The organism is uncultured Streptococcus sp., assembly GCF_963516515.1.
Lineage (GTDB): Bacteria > Bacillota > Bacilli > Lactobacillales > Streptococcaceae > Streptococcus.
Genome location: NZ_CAUQCJ010000030.1, coordinates 1 through 23058, shown reverse-complemented (window position 1 = coordinate 23058; position 23058 = coordinate 1). Strand labels below are relative to the sequence as shown.

Sequence of the window (23058 nt, the reverse complement as noted above, 5' to 3'; positions counted from 1 at the left end):
TATTTCCACTCCACCATCAAGACAATCGGTTGCTTTTGGAAATCTCGTGTTTTTTCAGAAATCCAATTAAGTTTTTCCACAGCTAACTTAAATAACTCTAAGTCATTCAATAATTCACAACTTCCCAGCCCTGCAAATAACACATCACGAACAAGAAATAAATCGTCCGTACCGCTATTTTCTACGTTATTACACACTTTTTGAAACATTAATTGAAGTTTCTGCTGTTCGCTAATAGATAACTGTCCTTTTTTTATATTTTCTAAATAACTACACAAAAAATACAATCTAATTTTTAAAAGATCTGAAAAGGAAAACTCTCTTTGATTCCATAGTTCCTCAAAAGATTCATCTAAAAGCGCTATTCCATACTGTTCATTATCCGTCGCTCTCACTTCATCTATTGCTTGAAGACAATCCACTATCATCTTCTCATCACGTGGCAAAGCATCATAAAAATTCTCAAAAATCTCATCAAAATATTCTTCCTTTTGTTCCTGCAACTCCTTGTCTCCGTAGTCAGGGTGATGTAAAAGAAAGTACTTTAATTCTTGGTAACGCTTCGGTAATTCCTTATAATCTGGCATCAAGACGTAGGACGGAATTTCTAATCTATCTGCAATATATTCTAGTGTTTTTATCGTCGGGCGAAATTCTCCTTTTTCGATTCTCACCAACTGACGCACTGATAATTCAGACTCATCCCCGCAAAAAACTGGACGACTAAGTCCTTTCTCCTCTCTAAGGATTCGTACCTTCTCTCCTAATTCATTCACTTCTCTTTACCTCTAGGATCATTCCAAAAACTTGGATAACCAAACAAATATATGCATTTATTATGACATTTTATCAAAAAATGTACAAAAAGCGACATTTCCCCAATGACAGAAATGTCACTCCTATAAATCATTTAACAATACCTTTCTAAGTCTTCGCTCCATTCATTATCTAAACTAACGATTAACTTCTCATTGCCAAACATCCTCGCCATCATTTTTGCTTCTTCATACTTTTGTTTGGCTGTATCATAATCGGTCTGAATATAATATTTCCACTCCACCATCAAGACAATCGGTTGCTTTTGGAAATCTCGTGTTTTTTGTCCTATTTTATTTAAGGTCTCGACTGCTCTCTTAAAATAATGAAACAGCCCCATAATTTCTATACAAGCTAAAGAAGCTAACAAGGAATCTCTAAGTAAGTCCAAACAATCGAACTCTATCTTATCAACCTGAGAACTTAATTTGTCATGAAAATAAAGAATAGTTTCATGCTCAGACTTTTTTATCTCACCCTCGTTTAAACCATCCATTAACTGACAAATAAAATACAGTCTCAATTTCAACAATTCCTCAGCCCTATATACATCTCTGGATAGTAAGTTATGCAGACCATTTTCAAGCAAACTAGTACCATACAAAGAATTACCAGTTGCTCTCACTGCATCTATAGCTTGAAGACAATCCACTACCACTTTCTCATCACGTGGCAAATCATCATAAAAACACTCAAAAATCTCATCAAAATATTCTTCCTTCTGCTCCTGCAACTCCTTGTCTCCATAGTCAGGATGATGAAGAAGAAAGTATTTTAATTCTTGGTAACGCTTCGGTAATTCCTTATAATCTGGCATCAAGACGTAGGACGGAATTTCTAATCTATCTGCAATATATTCTAGTGTTTTTATCGTCGGGCGAAATTCTCCTTTTTCGATTCTCACCAACTGACGCACTGATAATTCAGACTCATCCCCACAAAAAACTGGACGACTAAGCCCTTTCTCCTCTCTTAAAAGTCGCACTTTATCCCCTAACTCATTTATCTTGTTCATTTGCCCCTCGCATGATTATAAAAGATTTGATTTTCAAACAAATATATGCGATGATTATACCATTTTTCAAATAGAATTACAAAAAAAAGAGACAGGAAATTCCTGCCTCTAGGCTGATAAACGATTATTTACGACGTCCTGGTCTTTCTTTGTAGCCATAGTAAGCATCTGCCATGATTTCTTCCATGTCAGCTACCATTGGCAAGCGTGGGTTAGCAGGTGAACATTGATCTTCATAAGCAAGCAAGGCAATTTCATGCAAGCTGTCTTTCCAAGCTTTTTCATCAATTCCTTGATCCTTGAAGTTCATCTTGATACCTACTGCAACACCAAGTTCGTAAACAGCTTTAGCGTATGCTTCAACTGCTTCTTCTGGAGTTGAGTGAGGCAAGCCAAGCATTTTCGCTATGTCTTGGAATTTCTCATCAGCTTTCCAATAGTTGTACTTAGGCCATGTAGTTGTCTTAGATGGACGAGTTCCGTTGTAACGGATAACATATGGAAGCAAGATAGCATTTGTACGTCCGTGAACAGTGTGGTGAACACCACCAATCTTGTGGGCCATTGAGTGGCTCATACCAAGGAAGGCATTGGCGAAGGCCATACCAGCCATTGTAGACGCGTTGTGCATTTTCTCACGAGCTTCTGGGTCAGCTGTCTTAACAGATTTTTCCAACCATTCAAAGACAAGTTTGATTGTTTGAAGCGCAATACCATCTGTATAGTCGTTAGCAAAGTTTGAAGTGTAGGCTTCAGTCGCGTGTGTCAAGACGTCCATACCTGTATCAGCAGCGATAAAGTCTGGAACTGATTCAACCAAAGCAGGGTCAACAATCGCAATAGTTGGTGTCAATGAGTAGTCAGCCAATGGGTATTTGCGGTTGTTTTTCTTGTCAGAGATAACGGCAAATGGTGTTACTTCTGAACCAGTACCTGAAGTTGTTGGGATACCAATGTACTTCGCTTTCTTACCAAGTGATGGGAAGCGGAAGGCGCGTTTACGGATATCCATGAATTTTTGAACCAAGTCACGGAAGTCGATTTCTGGTTGTTCGTAGAAGAGCCACATTACTTTGGCCGCGTCCATTGGAGAACCTCCACCAAGAGCAATGATTGTGTCTGGTTCGAATGCTTTCATCACCTCAGCACCACGTTCTACAGTTGTGATGTCTGGATCTGGTTCAACATCTGAGAAGACTTGGATAGTTACACGGTTGCTACGTGCGTTCAACTGGTCGATAACACGTTGAACGAAACCGAGTTTTTCAATAGATTTGTCTGTAACAATCAGAACGCGTTCAATATCTTCACATGTTTGAAGGTATTGGATAGAATTGCGTTCGAAGTAAATTTTTGAAGGAACTTTAAACCATTGCATATTATTTCTACGTTTCCCTACTTTCTTGATGTTTAGGAGGTTAATAGCGCTCACGTTATCACCAACAGAGTTACGTCCGTATGAACCACATCCAAGTGTCAATGATGGGATGAAGGCATTGTAAACGTCACCGATACCACCGAAAGTAGATGGAGAGTTCCAGATAATACGCATAGCTTTGATTTCTGTACCAAAGCGTTTAGCAAGCTCTTCGTCTTTTGTGTGGATAGCTGCTGAGTGACCAAGTCCGTTAAACTCAACCATTTGACGAGCTTTTGTAAGACCATCTTCTGTGTCTTCAGCTTTTAGGACAGCAATAACTGGTGACAATTTTTCACGAGTCAATGGTTCTTTTGGTCCTACTTCCTCACATTCTGCAGCCAAGATATTTGTTCCTTCTGGAACGCTGAATCCTGCTTGTTCTGCAATCCATGTAGCTGGCTTACCAACAATGTTTGCATTTAGTTTAGCACCAGCACAGTTTTTGCTGTTTGCTTTAACACCGAAACAGAATTCTTCAAGAAGTGCTTTTTCTTTTTTGTTTACAAAGTAAGTGTGGTATGATTTGAATTCTTCTACAAATTCATCATACACTTCTTTATCAATGATAACCGCTTGTTCTGATGCACAGACCATCCCATTATCAAATGATTTAGACATCACGATGTCATGAGCAGCTTGACGAAGGTCAGCAGATTTTTCTACATAGGCAGGAACGTTTCCGGCACCTACCCCAAGAGCTGGTTTACCACATGAATATGCCGCTTTAACCATGGCATTCCCACCAGTTGCAAGGATAGTCGCAACACCTTCGTGATTCATAAGCGCTCCAGTTGCTTCCATAGATGGCTCTGTAATCCATTGAACACAGTTTTCAGGTGCTCCAGCTGCGATAGCGGCATCACGAACGATTTGTGCTGCGTGAGCTGATGATTCTTGAGCTGATGGGTGGAAAGCAAACACGATTGGATTACGTGTTTTCAAAGCAATCAATGATTTGAAAATAGCTGTTGAAGTTGGGTTGGTTGTTGGAGTGACACCACAGATTACACCAACAGGTTCAGCAATCTTCGTCAAGCCTGTAATTGGATCATCTTCGATAACTCCAACTGTTTTAACTCCACGCATATTGTTCACTACGTGTTCACAGGCAAATAGATTTTTCGTTGCCTTATCTTCAAACACCCCACGACCAGTTTCTTCAACTGCATGTTGTGCCAGTATACCATGCGCGTCAAGTGCTGCAACCGAAGCTTTCGCTACGATGTAGTCAACTTGCTCTTGGTTCAGCTTGCGCATTTCATCAAGCGCAACCAAAGCTTTTTGTACTAGTCCGTCTACATGCTTCTCAGCAGCGAGTTGTTTTTGCTCAGGTGTAACAGTTTTTTTATCAGCCATATTATCCTCCATAGCCTTCAAGGATTTTATCCTTTGTTAATTTTTTCACAAGTTTATTATAACTCTTTTTTTATGTTTTGTAAACAGTTTCATAAACATTTCACAAAGAATTTTTACGATATTGTGAAATTAATTTCAAATACGTTATAGTATCCGCTTTTAACTAGATGATTGTGAAATAACAACAAAAAAATTTTTATTTCACAAACCTAATAAAGAGGTGGGAAGCGCTTTCTTTTTTCTTGTAAAAAACCTCCTTGTCAGGAGGTCTTATTTTTGTTGAAAAACGCCTTGTTTAAAAGTACCTTCATAAACAACTTCTTGTTCTGTTGTTAGTTTTCCTTTTCCTTCAGCCTGACCATTTACAAAATCACCTTCGTAGGTCCATCCTTCTTTAGATTGAAAGGTACCTTTTCCGTTGAAGGCTCCATTGCTGAAACCACCAGTATACTGGTCTCCATTTTGGAAGGTGATGGTGCCTTGACCATTCATTTTACCACGAACAAGACTGCCGTCATAAACAATCGTTCCATTATTCAGTTTTAAGACACCTTTTCCAGGAATATTTAGAAAAAAGACGAGTAGAGCACAGAAAATAATGGTAACTACTGCTAAAATCTCTAAACGTGGACGAGTCAGATAGACACGATACTTGTCGTAAAAATTCTTAAAATTTTCCACCTTCACTCTCCTTTTCTAAACGTTCTAGCCAAGCTTGACAACCCTCTTGAACACGCCGATAAGTTTCTTCAAAATCTCCTGTATACCAAGGATCTAGAACACTTTCAGATGCAAATGAGTGTATCTTATCTTGACAATCTACTGAACACATTTGACGTAAGTCAGAAACATTTGAAGCGTCCATTCCGATAACATAATCAAAGTCTTCAAAATCTTCCCTACTAATCTGAAGTGATGTCTTGTTCGTGTCATAAGGAATCTGATACTGTTGAAAAATCCCTTGAGTTCCCTTATGAATCGGATTACCATGTTCCCAAGAGGAAGTCGCTCGACTTTGGATTTCATAGTTATCTGTCATTGATTTCATAACAAACTCAGCCATAGGACTGCGGCAAATATTTCCCAAACAGACAAAGACTAGTTTTTTCATCCCATTTCCTTTCTTTTATAGAAAAACGGGAGTTAGTGATCCCGCCTTATTTTTCAATTGCGCCTTCGAGTGAAGCTGTTTCTTTCAGCGGCAATACGGTCTTGATAGCAGCTAGTTCAAAAGTCAAGTAGACTCCATCTACATCAAGAACAATTGTTCTCTTCTCCGTGTCTACTTCATCGACTGTTCCATAAAGTCCACCGATTGTAATTACTTCATAGCCTTTTTGCAGTTTATTTAAACTTTCCATACGTTTTTGTGCTTGTTTCTTTTGAGAACGTTGCGTAAAGAACATCAAGCCCATCATAAGGACTAGTATGATTAAAAATGTATAATTTGGATTCATTAGTTTCTCCTTTGTCTTTTACATAGGACTACTATATCAAATTTCAGCTACTTTTACAAGATTGTACCTTGCTTTTATGCCAATAAAAAACTTTGCATGTGACATTCATGATATTCAAAAACAATTAGAATTCCACATCTATCCCTCCATTGAACCTCCCTTCATCGCTTGTGATACAATAAATATGATAACAGCGCAACGATTATTGTATGCTATCGCATTGCAGATAAAAAACGGCAAAGCAGAAACTGCCTCACCGTTCTCGGGTAACATCTTATTTCTTTTTCAAATATTTAGAAAGTTCATTTATTACCCACACAAAAATAGCTATCCATTGAGCAATAGAAAAAAAGATAAAAAACATGAAAAATAATGCATCTGTGGTTAAAGTTAATACACTCAAATTTCTACACAATATTAAAGAGATGAATGGAACTAAAATGGCCCATGTCATCTGTAAAATCATTTTTTTCATCTTTTGTCTTTCTAATAATATCTATCTCCATGATAGTACAAAGATCTCTTGTAATTTGAGGTTTGAGAAACTTGTATGTTTACACTACCTGCTTCCCCTATACCAATGCTTCCTCCTGTAGAAACAGTAGTTGTGGTTGTGCTATATAGTCCCCCACTAAGAGTATAGTGAATACGATTTGCATCAGGCAATGCGTATTGGAAATTACCACTAAATACTAAATCGCCTGCATTGTATCCAGCATAAATGATTCTTTTTATTCCTCTAAACCAACCACTTTTACTTACTTCGCAATAAAAATAGACTTGCCCTGCATCTCCAGGGACATAAGCATATAATGTGTCATCTTGAAAAGAACTTGCTAGACGTACGTAAGAAACACTATCTACTCCAGCAGTATTAACTGATCTCATCCTGCTGCTAGGAAATAACAATCGAGATGCCTCTTCATAGCTTACTCCAGTATTTTTTATATAATCGTTTATTATGTCATTTTTACTCACCTCGGTTGAAGAAGAGTCATTTAAAGAAATAGCGTAGTTTTTTTGTTCGTCAGCTTGAACAGTACTATGAAAATTAATACTTATAACAAATAAACTGATGAGAAAAAGTATAGCAATATTTAAACGTTTCATAATCATTACCTCCTCATTACGAAACCAAATATAGAACACTAGCGACCGATAATCTCTACTTTAAACCTCCTTATATTATATTTAGTGCAGTTAGCTACTGCCAAAGCCCAAGTGGTATACTTGGAATAAGCCACTGTGGATTAGTTCATTTCCTCCAATCGCTTGACGATCTCTGAAAGGCTCTAACCACATTTTTTTGTTTCAATTGGTAATGAGTTTGATGACGCATAGACGTTTTATCTCCTAAAAAACGAACTACCCTTTGACGAACAAAAAGTGATGTGGCTTCTGAAATTGACACCAGATTACCTTTGAAAAATGGACTTTTTCAAGGGCTTTTTGCCGTGCTCTAAAATCATCAAATTGAATTAAGAAATATTTTAGATAAAACTATTGACTTTTCTTATAGTTTATCTTTCAGGTTATCTTTGCTTATATTTTACTACAAAACATTGTTAAAGTCAAAGAAAATGAATGCGCTTTCTTTATTTCAGTTCTTAGGTTTCGGTTCTTAGCTGATATTCCTAAACTAGTATCATCGGTCATAAAAAACCAGAGCTTGCGCCCTGATTTTTAGGATTATTTCAAGTTTTGAACAACTTTTACAAGATTTTCTACAGTAAAGCCATATTCTGCCAATACTTTTGGTGCTGGGGCAGAGGCTCCGAAGGTATCAATACCTAGAACGGCACCATCAAGACCAACATATTTGTACCAGTTTTGAGTTGCACCCATTTCGACTGCAACACGACGGCGGACTGCATTTGGAAGAATTTCTTCCTTGTATGCTGCATCTTGTTTATCAAAGACATCTGTAGATGGCATGCTGACTACGCGGACTTTTGCACCTTGACTAGCCAATTCTTTGGCAGCTGAGACAGCAAGATTGACCTCTGAACCTGTTGCAATCAAGATGGTATCAAAGTCTGCTGCATTTTCATAGACAACATAGGCACCTTTTGCAACCTTGTCAAAGTCTGTTCCCTCTTCGACAGTCAAGTTTTGACGTGTCAAGACAAGGGCAGTTGGTGTTTTCTCACTTGTCACTGCAAGGTACCAAGCTGCTTGCGTTTCACGCGCATCTGCTGGACGGAAAACATTTAGATTTGGCATAGCACGAAGACCTGCTAAGTGCTCAACTGGTTCGTGAGTTGGACCGTCTTCCCCGACTGCGATTGAATCGTGGGTAAAGACATAAGTCACAGGAAGTCCTTGCAAGGCTGACAAGCGGACAGCTGCCTTCACATAATCAGAGAAGACGAAGAAAGTTCCACCGTATACACGAAGTCCACCGTGAAGAGCCATCCCGTTCAAGATCGTTCCCATGGCAAATTCACGAACACCAAACTGAATGTTACGGTTCAAGCGATTGGCATCGTCTTGAAGTCCGTCAGTCTTGATATAAGTCATGTTTGAGTGAGCTAGGTCAGCTGATCCACCCAAGAAAGTTGGCAACTTAGCCGCCACAACATTCAAGGCATCTTGGCTCGAGTTACGAGTTGCTTGAGAGAAGCCATTTTCTAAGGCTGGGAAGTCTGCTGGAGTTACTTCAACTGGATCACGTCCATCGATGATGGCTTCTACTTCTGCAGCCAATTCTGGATGAGCTTCTTTATAATCTGCAACTAGTTTTACCCAAGCTTGATAAGCTGATGCACCACGGTCTGCAACATGTTCTTTGAAATCAGCATAAACTTGTTCTGGAATTTCAAATGGTTCATAGTCCCAACCGAGCGCTTGCCGAGTTGCTGCAGTTTCATCTGCTCCGAGAGGAGCACCGTGTACAGCATTAGTTCCCTGTTTGTTTGGAGAACCGTATCCAATCACGGTCTTCACTTCAATCAAAGATGGTTTGCCTGAAGCTTTAGCTGTTTCGATAGCCGCATGGATTGCTTCCAAGTCTGTTCCATCTTCAACCAAGGCTGTATGCCAACCATAGGCATTGTAACGGTCACGAACACTTTCTGTAAAGGAATCCTTTGTCTCACCATCCAAGTTGATGTCATTTGAATCATAAAGAACAACCAACTTATCTAGTTTTTGCAAACCTGCGTATGAAGCCGCCTCGCTTGAGACACCTTCCATCAAGTCTCCGTCTCCACAGATAACGTAAGTATAGTGGTCAAAAATATTATAGCCTTCACGGTTATATTTGGCTGCCAAGAAACGTTCTGCCTGGGCAAAACCAGTGGCAGTTGAAATCCCTTGACCTAGAGGACCTGTTGTAGCATCAATTCCTGCTGTATGGCCAAATTCTGGGTGACCTGGTGTTTTTGAACCCCATTGACGGAAGCTCTTGATCTCATCCATACTAACATCTTCAAAGCCAGAAAGGTGAAGAAGGGCATAAAGAAGCATTGAACCATGACCAGCTGAAAGAATAAAACGGTCGCGGTTAATCCAGTTTGGTTGAGCTGGATTGATACGAAGTTGTTTTGTAAAGAGGCTGTAAGCCATCGGAGCCGCTCCCATAACCACACCTGGGTGACCTGAGTTGGCTTTGTTGATAGCGTCAATACCTAGAAAACGAATTGCATTAACAGATAGATTTGACATAGAATTTCCTTTCTATTTGAGGTGATTATTGAATCACACATTCTATTTTACTATTATATGAAAAAATACATAGAATAGCAATTAAACAATTCGACGAGATAAGTATTCTATTTGCTACCCTCTAGTCGCCTGATAGTAGGGAAGTAAGCGTTCATAAGCATCTTCTAATTTTTCTAAAATCACTTCTAACGATTGATTTTCTATAAAAGAAACATCTGCTTTAACTAACACTTTACGGACTTCCTGATTGGATAGTTTATTTCTTAAAATTTGACGGTTCTCCTCAGTAGCCTCCCACCGTTGACTTTGATCATCACCGTAGGATAGATAATAAATCCCTTCTACCACTGGAACTTCTAACACCTTGGCTTGCTTGCCTAGAGTCTGCTCATCTTTCTTGCGTTCAATGAAACTGACCTCTAAAGAAATACCAAAATCAGAAGACTCTCCATACAAACGTAAGGCCATCATAGGTTCTGTCACTTTCCCCTCACGCTGTAGATAAACCCAAAAATGTGGTCGCAAACGCTGTGCCTGATTCATCCACTGGCTAGTCTGTTGGAGTTGCCATTCTGGATGATTTGCCTGAAAAGTTTTGGCCAATTCTGTGAAAGCCTTTCGGGTCTCTTGACCTTTATGACGCAATTCCAGCATCTTCTCTCGCTCTTCTCCCGCTTTATCAGGATTATGGTACTGGAAACCTGCAAAATCTAAATAGTCTCTTATCTTATTCAACATCCGTTTAACCTCCTCTATCTAGCAAAAAATCAGGAGAACCCTGATTTTACTTATTCTGTATCTACAACAACATAGCGATTTGGCTCGTCACCTTCAGAGTAACTAGTCACACCATCCATACGTGAAATAATACGATGGATAATCTTGCGTTCGCTATTCGACATTGGATCTGTCTGATGACTACGTCCTTCTTCTAAAACACGGGTCGCCAATTTTTGAGCATAAGTCTGCAAGACTTCTGCACGGTGTTCAACGTAATCATTGACATTAATAGTGATGTAGAAAGTTCTTGAATAACGATTGTAAAGATAATTTTGAGCCAATAATTGCAAGGCTTTCAAGACTTTACCATGATAACCAATAATACGACCTGGTTCATTGGTGTCAATTTGTAGATTGATACTACGACGGTTATAATCATTTGAAATCGTCGCCTCAACGTCCATATCATCAATGATTGTTTGAACATACGTCGTTACTTCCGTAGCTACTTGTTCAATATCAAAGCTCGGTTCCACCTTTAAACCCAAATCTTCTAATTCTTGACTTTCAGTTTCTTCAGCTTGAGTCTCAACAATAGGAGTTTCTGCTTCTTCTCCGAAACCAGCTTCTTCAAGTTGTAATTCACTTAAAATATCAACATGTCCTGTTTCCTCTAAGATGGTGCTAGCGTGTTTATCATTTTTCAAGATTTCAGCCTTAACTTCATCAGAAACTCCTTGGCCTTCTTCTTCAATCTTTTTAATTGCTTCTACAACATGCCCCAAATCAACGGTCGCTTCACTGACTGTTTTAACTGGTTCATTTTGTTCATTAATTTCTTTAGGAACTCCCTTTACCGCCTGCTGATTTGCTTTAATGACAGTTGTTTCACTAATAGCTTCAATGTCAACCTGAGCTGGTTTTTTACCAAATAAACCAAGAAAGCCATTTTTTTCACGAGAAATGACTTTGATGTGAGCCTTCAATCTTGGGATATCTAATTCTTTCAATCCTTTCTGGATTGCTTCTTCGACAGTTGAACCTGTAAATACTACCATTACTAGATTCCTCCTTATTATTTCGTTTTCCGAGCCTTTTTCTTGGCTTTTCTTTTTCTATTTTCCAAATCTTTCTGTGCCTGTACTACGGCCTCGCGCTCTGCAATAATCTTGAATGGATTGTTCAAGAAATAGGTTTGCAAGACTTGATAGGCATTGGACACTGCCCAGTAGAGCGCTACTCCACTCGGAGCATAGACCCCAAAGACAAAGATTAAGACTGGAATCCCATACATCATCGCAGTCGTAGCGCCATTACGTTCAGCCAAGGCTTTATTGGACAGCCAAGTACTTAAAAAGGTGAATACTGCTGCTAAAATCGGAAGAACAAGGGTTGTATCCACACCACCAAGGTTAATCCATAAGAAATGACCTGTCTTTAAAAAGTCAACTCTTGATAGAGCTTGGAACAAGGCCAAGATAACCGGCATCTGAATCAAAATCGGCCAAAGAGAATCTGAATGTCTGACACCCATTTCTTTAAAGACTTTACGCATTTCTTGCTCTAGCTTGGTTCTGCTTTCCATATCTCGACCTGGATATTGTTCTCGAAGCGCCTTAATACGTGGTTGAGCTTCCTGCATTTTTCTAGAAGCCACCATTTGCACTTGAAAGACTGGCAAAAGCAGTGTACGAATCAAGACCGTAAAGAGAATAATCCCCACTCCGATACTGATATCAAACGATAAAAAGCGAATGATTTCCGCAAAGAAGTAAACAAATTTACTCCAAAAATCAGCCGAATCGGCTGTAATATCGCTAGTTGTCCCATTTGTTGCACAAGCTGTCATGATTAATAGAGACAGTCCTAGCAAACTAGTCAACTGTAGTTTCTTTTTCACTCCCATTTCCTTCCTGGTAAATCTTTGATAACTTTAATACGTGGAGTAGATTTTTCTCCATCTCTGCGTATCCCAAGGTTTCAACCCCTTTTCGAGCAATGACAACAAAGTCGACATCTTCTACCAGACTCCCTTTTGCATTCTGGATAATATGTCGGATTCGTCGCTTGATTTGATTTCTAGTGACGGCATTCCCCAGTTTTTTGCTAACTGATAGACCTACTCGAAAATGGTTTTTCTGATTTTCTAGTTGGTAGACAACAAATTTGCGATTGGCAAAACTTGTCCCCTCCTTGAAAATCGCCTTAAAATCTTTCTCTCTTTTTACACGAAAGTTTTTCTTCAAAACTCAACTCCATCTATTAAATTACTACTATTATACCATATTTTTCAAAAAAGCCAATCATAGCAAGGTTTGGACAGTTCTACCAATATTCTCTTTTTTATTTTTTAATCCTTTTCATCGTGCTTTCATTCTCTTTCTTATTGTCACAATGTCTGCTGTTCCCGTAACAGTCTATACTTAAAACTTTAAAAATTTGAAGCCATTTCCCCTGTAAACACTAAAAACGATAAAGTGGTTAGAAATTTATTTTCCAACCACTTTATCACATTCATTAAAGACAGAACTATCATTTTAACATTCTTAATTACAAGTATTTAAGCATAACTAACCCCAAATAGCACATTTTCCAGCAGAGATTCCTAATTGTGCAACGATTCCTGCAACGTTGCTCTTCATGCCAAATTTAGCAAGTTTCATTGCTATATATGAAGCAGCTTTGCCCCACATTTGACCTTGAATATAACTGATAATGTCCCCTCTCATTAAATCAACAAGTTCCATACCTGGAATCATACCAATCAACTCATCACGCATACATGAAACAAAATCTCTATCTTGTAAAGAGGCTTGCAAGTTTTGAACCAAATTAGGCTCTGTATAAATACGTTCAATGCCCATTGCAATATACGGTGCTAAAGTGCCGTAGCGTTCTGTCAATAATTCTTTATTAACATAAAAAACGTCATTCTCATAACTCGTCGCTTCTGTAAATAAGAATTTCAAATCCTTCTCTACTTCGGCAACATCAATATACTCTACAGTTGTATTTGGAACCTTTGTTTCGTTAGCTTATGCAATCCCTATAAAACTCGGTACCATAATAAGCAAAGTTGTAGCAATAATAATACATTTTGTAGTTATCTTTTTCATATCATTCACTCTTTCTGAAAGAAATCGTGTTGGGCTAAATAGTCATAATGGTCTTTGTTAAATTGATACTGACCTACATGCTGACTAACCTGACCGACATCCACAGAAAAAATATAGTCTTCATTTTGATAGTTCCAGTTCAGCCTAACTGTATTCAAGACTGCCTTATAAGTAAAATCTTTGACTTGATTCCAAGGCATCTCCACGACTTGATTAGGACGATTTTCAGTTACATCACTAATGTCCATCAAGTAAATCCCCTTAGGTGTGAATGACATAATCTTTGGCTTCACACTCGACTGAACATAGTAGGCTCCTCCTATAATGAAAAAATCAATAAATGATTTCAGCCATGTTTTTTTCTTAAAAGCCATCAGAAAATTTCTTTGTCCCTCGATATGACAAGTTGAAAGAAATGATTCAATCTGTTTTTCTGTTGCAAATTCCATAATAGTACCCATGATGTTACCTCCATAACTATAAACCAAGAACGATACAACAGCTCTTATAACTTATTACAGTACTATTATAGTATAAATTGTAAGCGGATACAAGAAAAAATTGACATAATATAAAATATTAATCGATGACACCTGTCATTCTAAGCGAAAATTAGAAATAAGTTATCTTTTATCACTTTTAACTCTTCTCAAAAGCAGCAACAGCTATCCTTTCAAAGCTAGTTAAGTTAAAAAAGAAGCTGGAAAAATCTCTTTCCCAACTCCTTGTACTAAATATTTTTTCTAGTTTTACTTATTTTTCAATCGTTCAACGTCACGGGCAATGACTAATTCTTCATCTGTTGGAATAACCAAGACACGGATTTTAGCTGCCTCTGTTGAAATGTCTCCTGTAACACCGAAGACATTCTTTTCATCATCAACATCACAACCAAACCAAGAAATTCCTGAGATAACATCCTTACGTACATCGGTTGCATTTTCACCTACACCAGCTGTGAAGATAATAGCATCTGCTCCATTTAGGACTGCAAGGTACTGCCCAATATGTTTTTGGATACGGTCAATATAGATTTCATATGCTAAGGTAGCATCATGGTCTCCTTCTTTTTTAGCAGCAATCACATCACGCATATCACTAGACTTGCCTGAAACTCCCATGAGTCCTGACTCACGATTGAGAATATGGCTAATAGCCTCCGGCGTATTAAAGTCCTCTGTATATTGCATTAAATAAGGAATGATAGCTGGGTCAATATCCCCTGTACGAGTTCCCATCATCACACCGCCAAGTGGAGTGAAGCCCATTGAAGTATCGACAGATTGACCACCCTTAACCGCTGTAATAGAAGCACCATTACCGATGTGGCAAGTAATTAACTTCAAGTCTTCTAATGGACGTCCCAAGAGTTTTGCAGCTTCTCCTGCTACAAACTGGTGACTTGTACCGTGAGCACCATATTTACGAACCTTGTTTTCTGTGTAATATTTTGTTGGTAGAGGGTAGCGATAAGCTTTCTCTGGCATACTTGTGTGGAATGAAGTATCAAAAACAACTACACTGGTAATGTCTGGCAACAATTCCTTGAAGGCACGAACACCTGCTGCATTGGCTGGATTGTGGAGAGGAGCCAACAAACTCAACTCTTCAATTTTTTCTAAAACATCACCCTCAACAACTGTTGATTCTTTGAAATATTCTCCACCTGCAACAACACGGTGTCCAACACCAGTAATCTCATCATAAGCCTTGATAATATCGAAACGAATCAAGTCATCCAATAAAATTTTAACGGCTTGCGTGTGATTTTCGATATCTAAAATTTGTTGTTCAGAACGACCATCAAATTTAACAGTTGAAATTGAATCTTTCAAACCGATACGTTCAATCAAGCCTTTGGCTAACACTTTTTCCTCTGGCATTAAGTATAATTGCCATTTTAAACTTGAACTTCCTGCATTGATTGCAATTGTTTTTGTCATAACAAGACTCCTCTTTTAAGCGTTTTCATCTATTATAACAAAATCTATTTTATATTTCAGTACCTTGAGTCCATTTTTGAAAATTTTCTTTAAATTTCATTAGAACACTTGCGTCTTGCAAGCTAGCAAGTGGATAGACAAAGGGTTCTACTGTTATGTCAGTTTTCTTTTGTAAGATAAAAATAGTCTTGGATTGTTTAGCACTAGCAAAGAGATTTTCAGGTAGACTAATCATGGCAACCAGACTTGCCTCCTCTTTCAACCACCCTTTTAACAAATCACTTTGAGGACTGGTCAACAAATCACTCGGAGCTAGAAAAATAGCATATCCGTCTGATTTGAGATACTTAAGTCCTTGTTCCATGAGCAAGTGATGGGCGTAAGTATGTTCTTGACTAGAAGCAACTTGATGGCGCGACGCAACGGCATCATCAGGATAATAGCCAACAGGCAAGTCGCTGATGACCACATCGCTTTCTTTGAGCATTTGTGGACGAACGGCATCTCCTTGGACAAAGCCAGCCTGCAAACCAATCACATCTGCCATGCTAGCTGCCAAATCAATCAGCAAATCATCCACTTCCATTCCCAAGTAATCCACTTTTTTATCAAGCGAAGTCAAGAAAGTAGCGCCTAGAATTCCCATCCCAGAACCCATTTCGAGGATAGTGTTCTCCTCCTCTTTAAACAACTTTTCCACAATAAACACCAAAAGTAAAGCAATGGCATCTGGTGTAAACTGGTGATTGGCCTGCAGGGGTTCTGTCTGCCCAGCCTTCATCAAGAGAAATTGGTAGGTCTTGAGCCATTCTTCCTTGCGAAGTGCTAAGCGTTTAAGAGCCTGATTGTTCTCTTTGACCTGATTTAGCTCAGTCTCACCATCCAAATAGATGCTGTTTTGCTCCACCAAAGCGTCATAAAAGTTGATCGCCAAATCACTTTGGATGACTTGGACATTCTCTAGTAAATAGGTATAAGCTTGTTCAATTTTTTCAAAATCCATATTCCTATCTTATCAAATTTCCCTGCTTTTTTCCATCCTTATAAAAAAATCACTCCCTGACTAGGCGAGTGATTTTGGGACTACTGTAAAAAAGAGTTCTGAGTAATTTCCTTGAAACAGGTCCTCGGCACTATAGAGAATCTGACTATGCACAGATGAAAAACCATGCTCAATTAGCCTGTTTTCCAGTTCAGATAAATCAAATCCATGATGGTTGGTCTCCGTCTTGGTAAAATCAGCAATGAGGAGTTGTCCATCCTCCCTCAAATGTTGATGAAGCAGTGAGAGAGCTGCATTCAAATCAGGCATATGATGAAGAACCCGACTAACAACAATGAGATCAAACTCTTGCTTCAAGGGATTTTTCAGTAAATCTTGTTCCAAAAACTGGATATTCTTGATTGCTTGCTGTTCCGCTTTCAAACGAGCTTGCTCCAGCATTTTCTCAGAAATGTCTACAAGAGTGACAAACTTAGCCTGCTTGGCTAGGGGCAAGGCTAATAGACCCGTCCCTCCACCGAAATCCAGAATTTCTTTGTCTAATAGAAGATCAAGCTGTTTCTCGACCGCTTGACAAACCAAGTTTGCGAGGAAGATATTTTTAGGTGAATCGAAAGTTTCTGCTTTGTGATTAAAATCATGTTTCATGCTTTTAGTTTAGCACAAAGTATCTTGATTGGCTAGAAATTATCTTTCTTTTCAGGCTTCTCTTCTGATTTTTTCTTCTCCGCTTTTTCGTTTGAATCAGTCACTACCTTTTCCTTTTTATCTGTTTTCTCTTCTTTGATTTTGACGGAAGGAAAGATGAACTCATATTGGCTCTTAGGTGTACGAACCACTGTCGTCAAGCTTGCTTTCTTGTTTTGATAGCTTACCTGACCTAGATTAAAGATCTGCTCCCCACTTTCTTGCTCGGCTTTATCCTTGGTTCGCTTGGCCATAGCAAAAGCAACCAATTTTTCTTTATTTAAAGCATAGTCTCGATGGTGGGCTACTTGTCGGTTCAAGTAAAATTGTAACAAAAGACTAAAGATGGCTGCCACGGTGACTGCATAGAGGAGAACACCTGCCTTAACTTTTTTCTTTTTCCACACGATAGATAAACTCTCTTTCTAAGCCTTTTTGAAACTGGAAACGAAAGTGAACCAGTTGATTGTCCTCTGTAATCTGTGCAGATTTGAGGCCATAAACCATAGGCTGATAACCTCGTCCACTGGCATCGGTTTTCCGAAAATCATCTGATTTAGACTTACCTATAGAAATATCCTTGCCATCCTGCTTCATATAGAGACGATTGCCCTCCACTTTTTCAAACTGCGAACGATCTAATTCTGCCTCCAACTGGTCCACAAACAAGAGCCACTCCTTTTGCTCGCTTTGTTGCTGGTAGCGAACTTCTGAAATGAGGAGCTGACTCATGGCTTGAAAGAGGAGTAAGCTTCCACTGATGACAATGAGGGCAATCAGGGATTCTAACAAGGTAAAAGCCTTGACCTTATGGCTCTTTGATAGCCAACAACTGTTCTGAACCATGGTAGACCTCCAATCCCTTTTCACTAGAAAACACCTGAATCTCAACTCCGTTTATGTTTACTTGATTTTGACCTGTCTGCAAAGCCATCTTAGCTACCCTCAAGACTTCTTCCTTTTGCAAGATTTTTGCTTCTTCTTGCCTATTTTTTTGAATTTGCCCCAAAAGAAGCGTCGCAATGCTGGCAAAGATAGCTAGAGCGACTACTGCTTCCAGCAAAATCACTGCCCTAATTTTTTGTTTCCTTAATGCGTTTAATTTTTCCATTTCCTAGATATAATTGATAACGAATCGCTCCTTTACTGGTCTGAAATTCAACCTTAGCCAGGGACGAATTGCCCCCAGCTCGGTCAAATGTAATACTTTGTCCCGATGGTGCCTGAATTCCTTTAGGAACTGTCAACTTTTGACTGCCATTGCTGATCGTCTGCCCATCTAAGTTTAGACTAGTCTTTTGCTGACTGGCTACACTGCGTTTTTGGGTTTCCCGATAGAGTTCTTCAAACTCCATAAAGAAAATCTGCTCCTCTACCGCCGCAAAAGTGGACTGGACAGAACCAGACAAGCCCAAGGCAAGGATACTCACAAGTCCCAAAACCAAGAGACTTTCAAGCATGGTAAAGGCCTTAATCTGCAACGGTTTGACTGGTATTTTGTTTAGCATGGTATTCTTTATAAGCTTTAGCCTGTTCTTCTGTGATGCGTCCATCGTCTTTTAATTTTCTTAGGCTAGCATCTTCATTTTTATCCAAGCTATAAAGTTCTGCCTGGCTTTCCACCACCTTAACAACAGCAGCTTTTCCTTTGTCGTTGACTGCTTCTTTTTGCTTGGTCAAATTAGGTACAAAGAGCAAGAGAAGCACGCTGATGATGAGCAAGACCACCAACATCTCTACAAGTGTAAAAGCCTTCACTTTCGCTTTTTTCAAGAATGTCATCATTTTTTTCATGTTAAAAATTTACCTCCATATTTTGATACATGGGCATGAGCATTGCTGCATAGAGTAAAACGATAATAAGTGACACAAAGATAAAAACTAGTGGCTGAACCAAATTCATAGTGCGATTGACTCGGGTAAAAAAGGATTCCCACGTTTTTTCAGCATATATTTCTAGTTCACTACCTAGCTTTGATTTGACTTCTCCGTATTCAATAATCAAGCTCAACTCCTTCTTAAAGAACGGATAGGTCACTATAGTCTGAGAAAATTCCTGACCATTTTGTAAGGCTCTAGCTAGATTTTGACCAATTTCTTTAAAGAGTTGAGAACCTTGTTCCTGCATCATCTGAAAAATTTGGCTCAACTCCATTCCTTGCGAGATCATATTCCCCCATTCACGCGCATAATAGGCTGTCAAATAGGTCTGCACAAAGATTCCAAGAAAGGGAAGACGTGCTAAGATAGAAAAGACGCGCATCTTCGAACTTCTTTTATAGAAAGTGAGTGCTGAAAGTGCAAGTACGGAAACAAACCCTACCATGCCTAGAAAAATTTGTGGCAGATTGCCGATAATTTGGGTGGCAATATTGCTACTATCCAGTTGAGGTAGTAGGTAGTTACGTAGCCCCAGCATAATTAAGAGAAGAAATCCCAACAAAATCAAGGGATAGGTCGCTACTTCAATTAATTTTTTCTTAACCTTGGCCAGATTGTCTAGATATTCTTCTATTTTTCCCAAACTCAGGTGAAGATTCCCATGGACTTCAGCTAAGGATAACTGAGTAACAATGGCACTTGAAAATCCTAAACTTTCCATCATTTCTGAGAATGATTTGCCCTGAGACAAGCCCGTGCGCATCTGGGTTACGCACTGCTTGTCCAACAAAGCACTCCTATCTAAAAAGGAGATTATCTCCACCAGATGAAAACCGCTGGAAAAGAGATTGTTAAACAAGGTGATGATATTTTTTTGCTTAGCTGTAGCTAATTTTTTCCGTTTCAGCCTGAAGACTTGTGATATGTCCATCTTTAAGAAGCTGGTCAATCTGTTCATTCCAGCTAGTTGGCTGGTGTTCTTGATAGTCTTTGTTTGCAAAGTCAACGATTCCTCCTCCCCCGATTAATCTCTGGTAGCAAACTCCTTGCAGAACGACTGCTAATTCCTCTTCACTCACACCCAACTCCAACAAGCGCTCATAAACACCTCGAATACTCTTGGCATGAATGGTTGAAAAGACTGTCGCACCTGTCAAACTAGCTCTGACCACTGCACGCGCCGTCTCACTGTCCCGAATTTCTCCGATAATCAAAAGATCCGGACGATGACGCAAGGAAAGTTTTATCAGATTTTCATAGGTTAGTCCGATTGCCTCATTTAGCTGCAACTGGAGCATGTCGTCCTGCTTGATTTCTACAGGATCTTCGATGGACATGACTTGCTGTCCTTTAAAGATGGACTTGGCCAATTCGTGCATCAGGGTTGTCTTACCACTTCCGACTGGACCAGCAAAAAGATAGAGTCCTCGTTGCCTGTACTGCTTACCCAGTTCTTCAATATCCTGAAACCAAAAATGCAAGTCCTGCTCCTCATCATGCAACAAGCGAATAACCAAACTCTCATGCCCTCGATAGTCGCCTACAGTGGATAAACGTAAGGACGCCATCTTATCGCCATAGGCATAATCGCAGGAACCCAGTTGACTACGTCGCTTTTCTCCCACATTCATACCCGCCACAAACTTAAAGTGAATGATGACAGCCGCAAACTTTTCAAAATCATAACAACCGATTTTACAGCGCTCGTCTCCTACCCTCATATGAAGCTCATAGGCATCTAACTTAGGGATAAAATAAATATCCTGCGCCCTTTTTTTCCGAGCCGAACGAATGATTTCTTGTGCAATTTCTTGAACCATACTTACCTCCTCACCTATACTATTCGCAAAGATTTGGAAAAAATAAAAAGCAACTCCAAAAAAGTTACTTTTCTCTATCTTAATTTCATACGGCAAGCACGGTGCCTTTCCTGACCTGTTTGTTTTTCATAGCCTGGACGTAGTTTTTCATCTGGGATAACCTGCTCATCCTGCAAAAGAGCCAAAGAATGGTATTGTTGTAAATACTCGTCACATTCATCACACCAACGTTGGTCTTCTGGATCCCAAAAAATGGTCATCAAGTCACTTCTACTTTTATAAAGAGGGGATTCTTGTTCCAATCTAAACCAGCAAGTTTTGTAGTATTTGAGAGCATCATAATACTGGTCAAATTTCTTACTTGCTACAATATCTTCTTCCCAACCTTCTAAGAACCACCAAGGTTCAAAATCTCCGTACATTTCTATAACACGATACATATTCATTCATTCCTTTGTACCGTATATTATAACCAATTCCGCCAGACAAGGAAAGAAATATGCTCATTTCTTAGGCTCTATAATATTTGTAGTGGGTAAATCCCCTATAGATATTATGGAGCCTATTTTGTTGTAGAAAAAAAGTCCCATAAGATCTATAATGAAAAGCGACAAAACAACTCATTAGAAAGATTCATATGGAACAATTACATTTTATCACAAAACTACTCGATATCAAAGACCCTAATGTCCAAATTATGGATGTTGTTAATAGAGATACCCACAAGGAAATCATCGCTAAACTGGACTACGATGCTCCATCTTGCCCTGATTGCGGAAGTCAAATGAAAAAATATGACTTTCAAAAACCGTCTAAGATTCCTTATCTTGAAACGACTGGTATGTCTACTAGAATTCTTCTAAAAAAGCGACGTTTCAAGTGCTATCAGTGCTCTAAAATGATGGTGGCTGAGACTTCCCTCGTCAAGAAAAATCACCAAATCCCTCGTATCATCAACCAAAAGATTGCTCAAAAGCTGATTGAAAAGAACTCTATGACCGACATTGCCCATCAGCTCTCCATTTCAACTTCAACTGTCATACGAAAGCTCAATGACTTCTACTTTGAGTATAACTTTAGACATCTTCCTGAGATTATGTCCTGGGATGAGTATGCCTTTACCAAGGGAAAGATGAGTTTCATTGCTCAGGACTTTGAAAAGCTCAATATCATCACTGTTCTTGAGGGGAGAACACAAGCTGTCATCCGAGATCACTTTCTTAAATATGATAGATCCGTCCGATGTCGAGTGAAAATCATTACTATGGATATGTTTAGCCCTTACTACAACTTGGCTAAACAGCTTTTTCCGTGTGCTAAAATCGTTCTAGATCGATTTCACATTGTACAACATCTTAGCCGTGCTATGAGCCGTGTCCGTGTCCAAATCATGAATCAGTTTGAGAGAAAATCCCATGAATACAAGGCTATTAAACGTTACTGGAAGCTCATTCAACAAGATAGTCGTAAACTGAGTGATAAACGATTTTATCGCCCTACTTTTTGTATGCACTTAACGAATAAAGAGATTCTAGACAAGCTTTTGAGCTATTCAGAAGACTTGAAACACCACTATCAGCTCTATCAGCTCTTACTTTTTCACTTTTAGAATAAGGAATCAGAGAAATTTTTCGGTCTCATTGCGGACAATCTAAAACAGCTTCATCCTCTTTTTCAGACCATCTTTAAAACCTTCCTCAAAGATAAATAAAAAATTGCCAACGCCCTTCAACTACCCTATTCTAACGCCAAATTGGAGACAACCAATAATCTCATTAAACTTATCAAACGCAATGCATTGGGTTTTCGAAACTTTGAAAATTTCAAAAAACGGATTTTTATCGCTCTGAACATCAAAAAAGAAAGGACGAAATTTGTCCTTTCTCGATCATAGCTTTTCTTCAACCCACTACAGTTTTATCTTAGTTAAAATAAGTTAGAATATGTAAGTGAATATCAGATATACCAAGACATCGTCACCATCTAAGGTATATTCAAAATACAAAAGTTGACCAAAGGTTGACCAACTATATTTCTGGATATCCTTATATATTCATTCTCAAAATTAGTTTAAATAGCGTAGTCTTTTAAACTAGTTTTGTGAAATCGAGTAGGGGATAATCTCTAGCCCCTCTCACACCACCGTACGTGCCGTTCG

The 23058-nt window shown here is 38.9% G+C and carries 26 protein-coding genes and 1 pseudogene; 1 reads left to right on the top strand and 26 read right to left on the bottom strand.

The features are described from left to right. From RYL77_RS06800 to RYL77_RS06675, 26 genes are all read right to left on the bottom strand, one after another. Positions 1–776 (bottom strand): XRE family transcriptional regulator (locus RYL77_RS06800; protein WP_315010728.1); only part of this gene is annotated, 776 nt, incomplete at its 3' end. A gap of 134 nt (positions 777–910) precedes the next feature. Further along, positions 911–1831, bottom strand: a complete 921-nt coding sequence (locus RYL77_RS06795) for an XRE family transcriptional regulator (protein WP_315010727.1) — start codon at positions 1829–1831, stop codon at positions 911–913. Between the two features lie 124 nt (positions 1832–1955). Further along, positions 1956–4607, bottom strand: a complete 2652-nt coding sequence (adhE, locus tag RYL77_RS06790; protein WP_315010726.1) for a bifunctional acetaldehyde-CoA/alcohol dehydrogenase — start codon at positions 4605–4607, stop codon at positions 1956–1958. Between the two features lie 270 nt (positions 4608–4877). Continuing rightward, on the bottom strand, positions 4878–5288 hold the full coding sequence (locus RYL77_RS06785) for an MORN repeat-containing protein (RefSeq protein WP_315010725.1): 411 nt from the start codon (positions 5286–5288) through the stop codon (positions 4878–4880). Then, positions 5275–5718 carry a low molecular weight protein-tyrosine-phosphatase gene (locus tag RYL77_RS06780; protein ID WP_315010724.1) on the bottom strand — a complete coding sequence of 148 codons (444 nt, stop codon included), beginning with the start codon at positions 5716–5718 and terminating at the stop codon, positions 5275–5277. Before RYL77_RS06780 ends, RYL77_RS06785 begins: the two co-directional genes overlap by 14 nt. 46 nt (positions 5719–5764) lie before the next feature. Then, positions 5765–6064 (bottom strand): preprotein translocase subunit YajC, encoded by a 300-nt coding sequence (gene yajC, locus RYL77_RS06775; protein WP_042900241.1) that lies wholly within the window; start codon positions 6062–6064, stop codon positions 5765–5767. A 274-nt stretch (positions 6065–6338) separates the two neighbouring features. Next, positions 6339–6539, bottom strand: coding sequence for a hypothetical protein (locus RYL77_RS06770; protein ID WP_042900240.1), 201 nt, complete (start codon positions 6537–6539; stop codon positions 6339–6341). A gap of 11 nt (positions 6540–6550) precedes the next feature. Further along, complete coding sequence (locus RYL77_RS06765) at positions 6551–7174, bottom strand: hypothetical protein (RefSeq protein ID WP_315010723.1); 624 nt, start codon at positions 7172–7174, stop codon at positions 6551–6553. Between the two features lie 579 nt (positions 7175–7753). After that, complete coding sequence (tkt, locus tag RYL77_RS06760; RefSeq protein ID WP_315010722.1) at positions 7754–9730, bottom strand: transketolase; 1977 nt, start codon at positions 9728–9730, stop codon at positions 7754–7756. Between the two features lie 114 nt (positions 9731–9844). After that, positions 9845–10468, bottom strand: a complete 624-nt coding sequence (locus RYL77_RS06755; RefSeq protein ID WP_315010721.1) for an HI_0552 family protein — start codon at positions 10466–10468, stop codon at positions 9845–9847. 50 nt (positions 10469–10518) lie between these two features. Then, a complete protein-coding gene (gene jag / locus RYL77_RS06750) occupies positions 10519–11508 on the bottom strand; it encodes an RNA-binding cell elongation regulator Jag/EloR (RefSeq protein WP_315010720.1) in 990 nt (329 codons plus the stop codon). A 17-nt stretch (positions 11509–11525) separates the two neighbouring features. Next, the gene (locus RYL77_RS06745; protein ID WP_315010719.1) at positions 11526–12350 is read right to left on the bottom strand and encodes a membrane protein insertase YidC; all 825 of its coding nucleotides are present in this window, start codon (positions 12348–12350) and stop codon (positions 11526–11528) included. After that, entirely contained in the window at positions 12325–12696 is a 372-nt protein-coding gene (rnpA, locus tag RYL77_RS06740) for a ribonuclease P protein component (RefSeq protein ID WP_000739245.1), read from the bottom strand. Before rnpA ends, RYL77_RS06745 begins: the two co-directional genes overlap by 26 nt. 324 nt (positions 12697–13020) lie before the next feature. Continuing rightward, entirely contained in the window at positions 13021–13419 is a 399-nt protein-coding gene (locus tag RYL77_RS06735) for a hypothetical protein (RefSeq protein WP_315010718.1), read from the bottom strand. A gap of 152 nt (positions 13420–13571) precedes the next feature. Beyond that, positions 13572–14027 (bottom strand): hypothetical protein, encoded by a 456-nt coding sequence (locus RYL77_RS06730; RefSeq protein WP_315010717.1) that lies wholly within the window; start codon positions 14025–14027, stop codon positions 13572–13574. 288 nt (positions 14028–14315) lie between these two features. Beyond that, the gene (locus RYL77_RS06725) at positions 14316–15509 is read right to left on the bottom strand and encodes an acetate kinase (protein WP_315010716.1); all 1194 of its coding nucleotides are present in this window, start codon (positions 15507–15509) and stop codon (positions 14316–14318) included. A gap of 49 nt (positions 15510–15558) precedes the next feature. Continuing rightward, the gene (locus tag RYL77_RS06720) at positions 15559–16512 is read right to left on the bottom strand and encodes a class I SAM-dependent methyltransferase (RefSeq protein WP_315010715.1); all 954 of its coding nucleotides are present in this window, start codon (positions 16510–16512) and stop codon (positions 15559–15561) included. A gap of 60 nt (positions 16513–16572) precedes the next feature. Continuing rightward, positions 16573–17160 carry a class I SAM-dependent methyltransferase gene (locus RYL77_RS06715; RefSeq protein ID WP_315010714.1) on the bottom strand — a complete coding sequence of 196 codons (588 nt, stop codon included), beginning with the start codon at positions 17158–17160 and terminating at the stop codon, positions 16573–16575. 32 nt (positions 17161–17192) lie between these two features. Continuing rightward, positions 17193–17606 carry a competence type IV pilus minor pilin ComGG gene (gene comGG, locus RYL77_RS06710; RefSeq protein WP_315010713.1) on the bottom strand — a complete coding sequence of 138 codons (414 nt, stop codon included), beginning with the start codon at positions 17604–17606 and terminating at the stop codon, positions 17193–17195. Next, entirely contained in the window at positions 17584–18045 is a 462-nt protein-coding gene (gene comGF, locus RYL77_RS06705) for a competence type IV pilus minor pilin ComGF (RefSeq protein ID WP_315010712.1), read from the bottom strand. The genes comGG and comGF overlap by 23 nt, the downstream gene beginning before the upstream one ends. Further along, a complete protein-coding gene (gene comGE / locus RYL77_RS06700) occupies positions 18008–18310 on the bottom strand; it encodes a competence type IV pilus minor pilin ComGE (protein ID WP_000413380.1) in 303 nt (100 codons plus the stop codon). Before comGE ends, comGF begins: the two co-directional genes overlap by 38 nt. Beyond that, entirely contained in the window at positions 18273–18707 is a 435-nt protein-coding gene (gene comGD / locus RYL77_RS06695) for a competence type IV pilus minor pilin ComGD (RefSeq protein WP_164925504.1), read from the bottom strand. Before comGD ends, comGE begins: the two co-directional genes overlap by 38 nt. Then, complete coding sequence (comGC, locus tag RYL77_RS06690; protein WP_315010711.1) at positions 18670–18993, bottom strand: comG operon protein ComGC; 324 nt, start codon at positions 18991–18993, stop codon at positions 18670–18672. Before comGC ends, comGD begins: the two co-directional genes overlap by 38 nt. Position 18994: 1 nt before the next feature. Continuing rightward, positions 18995–20011, bottom strand: a complete 1017-nt coding sequence (gene comGB / locus RYL77_RS06685; protein WP_315010729.1) for a competence type IV pilus assembly protein ComGB — start codon at positions 20009–20011, stop codon at positions 18995–18997. After that, positions 19959–20900: a competence type IV pilus ATPase ComGA gene (comGA, locus tag RYL77_RS06680; RefSeq protein ID WP_315010710.1), complete on the bottom strand. Its 942-nt coding sequence runs from the start codon at positions 20898–20900 to the stop codon at positions 19959–19961. The genes comGB and comGA overlap by 53 nt, the downstream gene beginning before the upstream one ends. 74 nt (positions 20901–20974) lie before the next feature. Then, positions 20975–21340: a DUF1033 family protein gene (locus tag RYL77_RS06675; protein ID WP_125421881.1), complete on the bottom strand. Its 366-nt coding sequence runs from the start codon at positions 21338–21340 to the stop codon at positions 20975–20977. Between the two features lie 197 nt (positions 21341–21537). On the opposite strand from RYL77_RS06675, the pseudogene RYL77_RS06670 reads away from it, so the two are divergent. Continuing rightward, positions 21538–22794, top strand: a pseudogene (locus RYL77_RS06670) (ISL3 family transposase). Positions 22795–23058 lie beyond the last annotated feature (264 nt).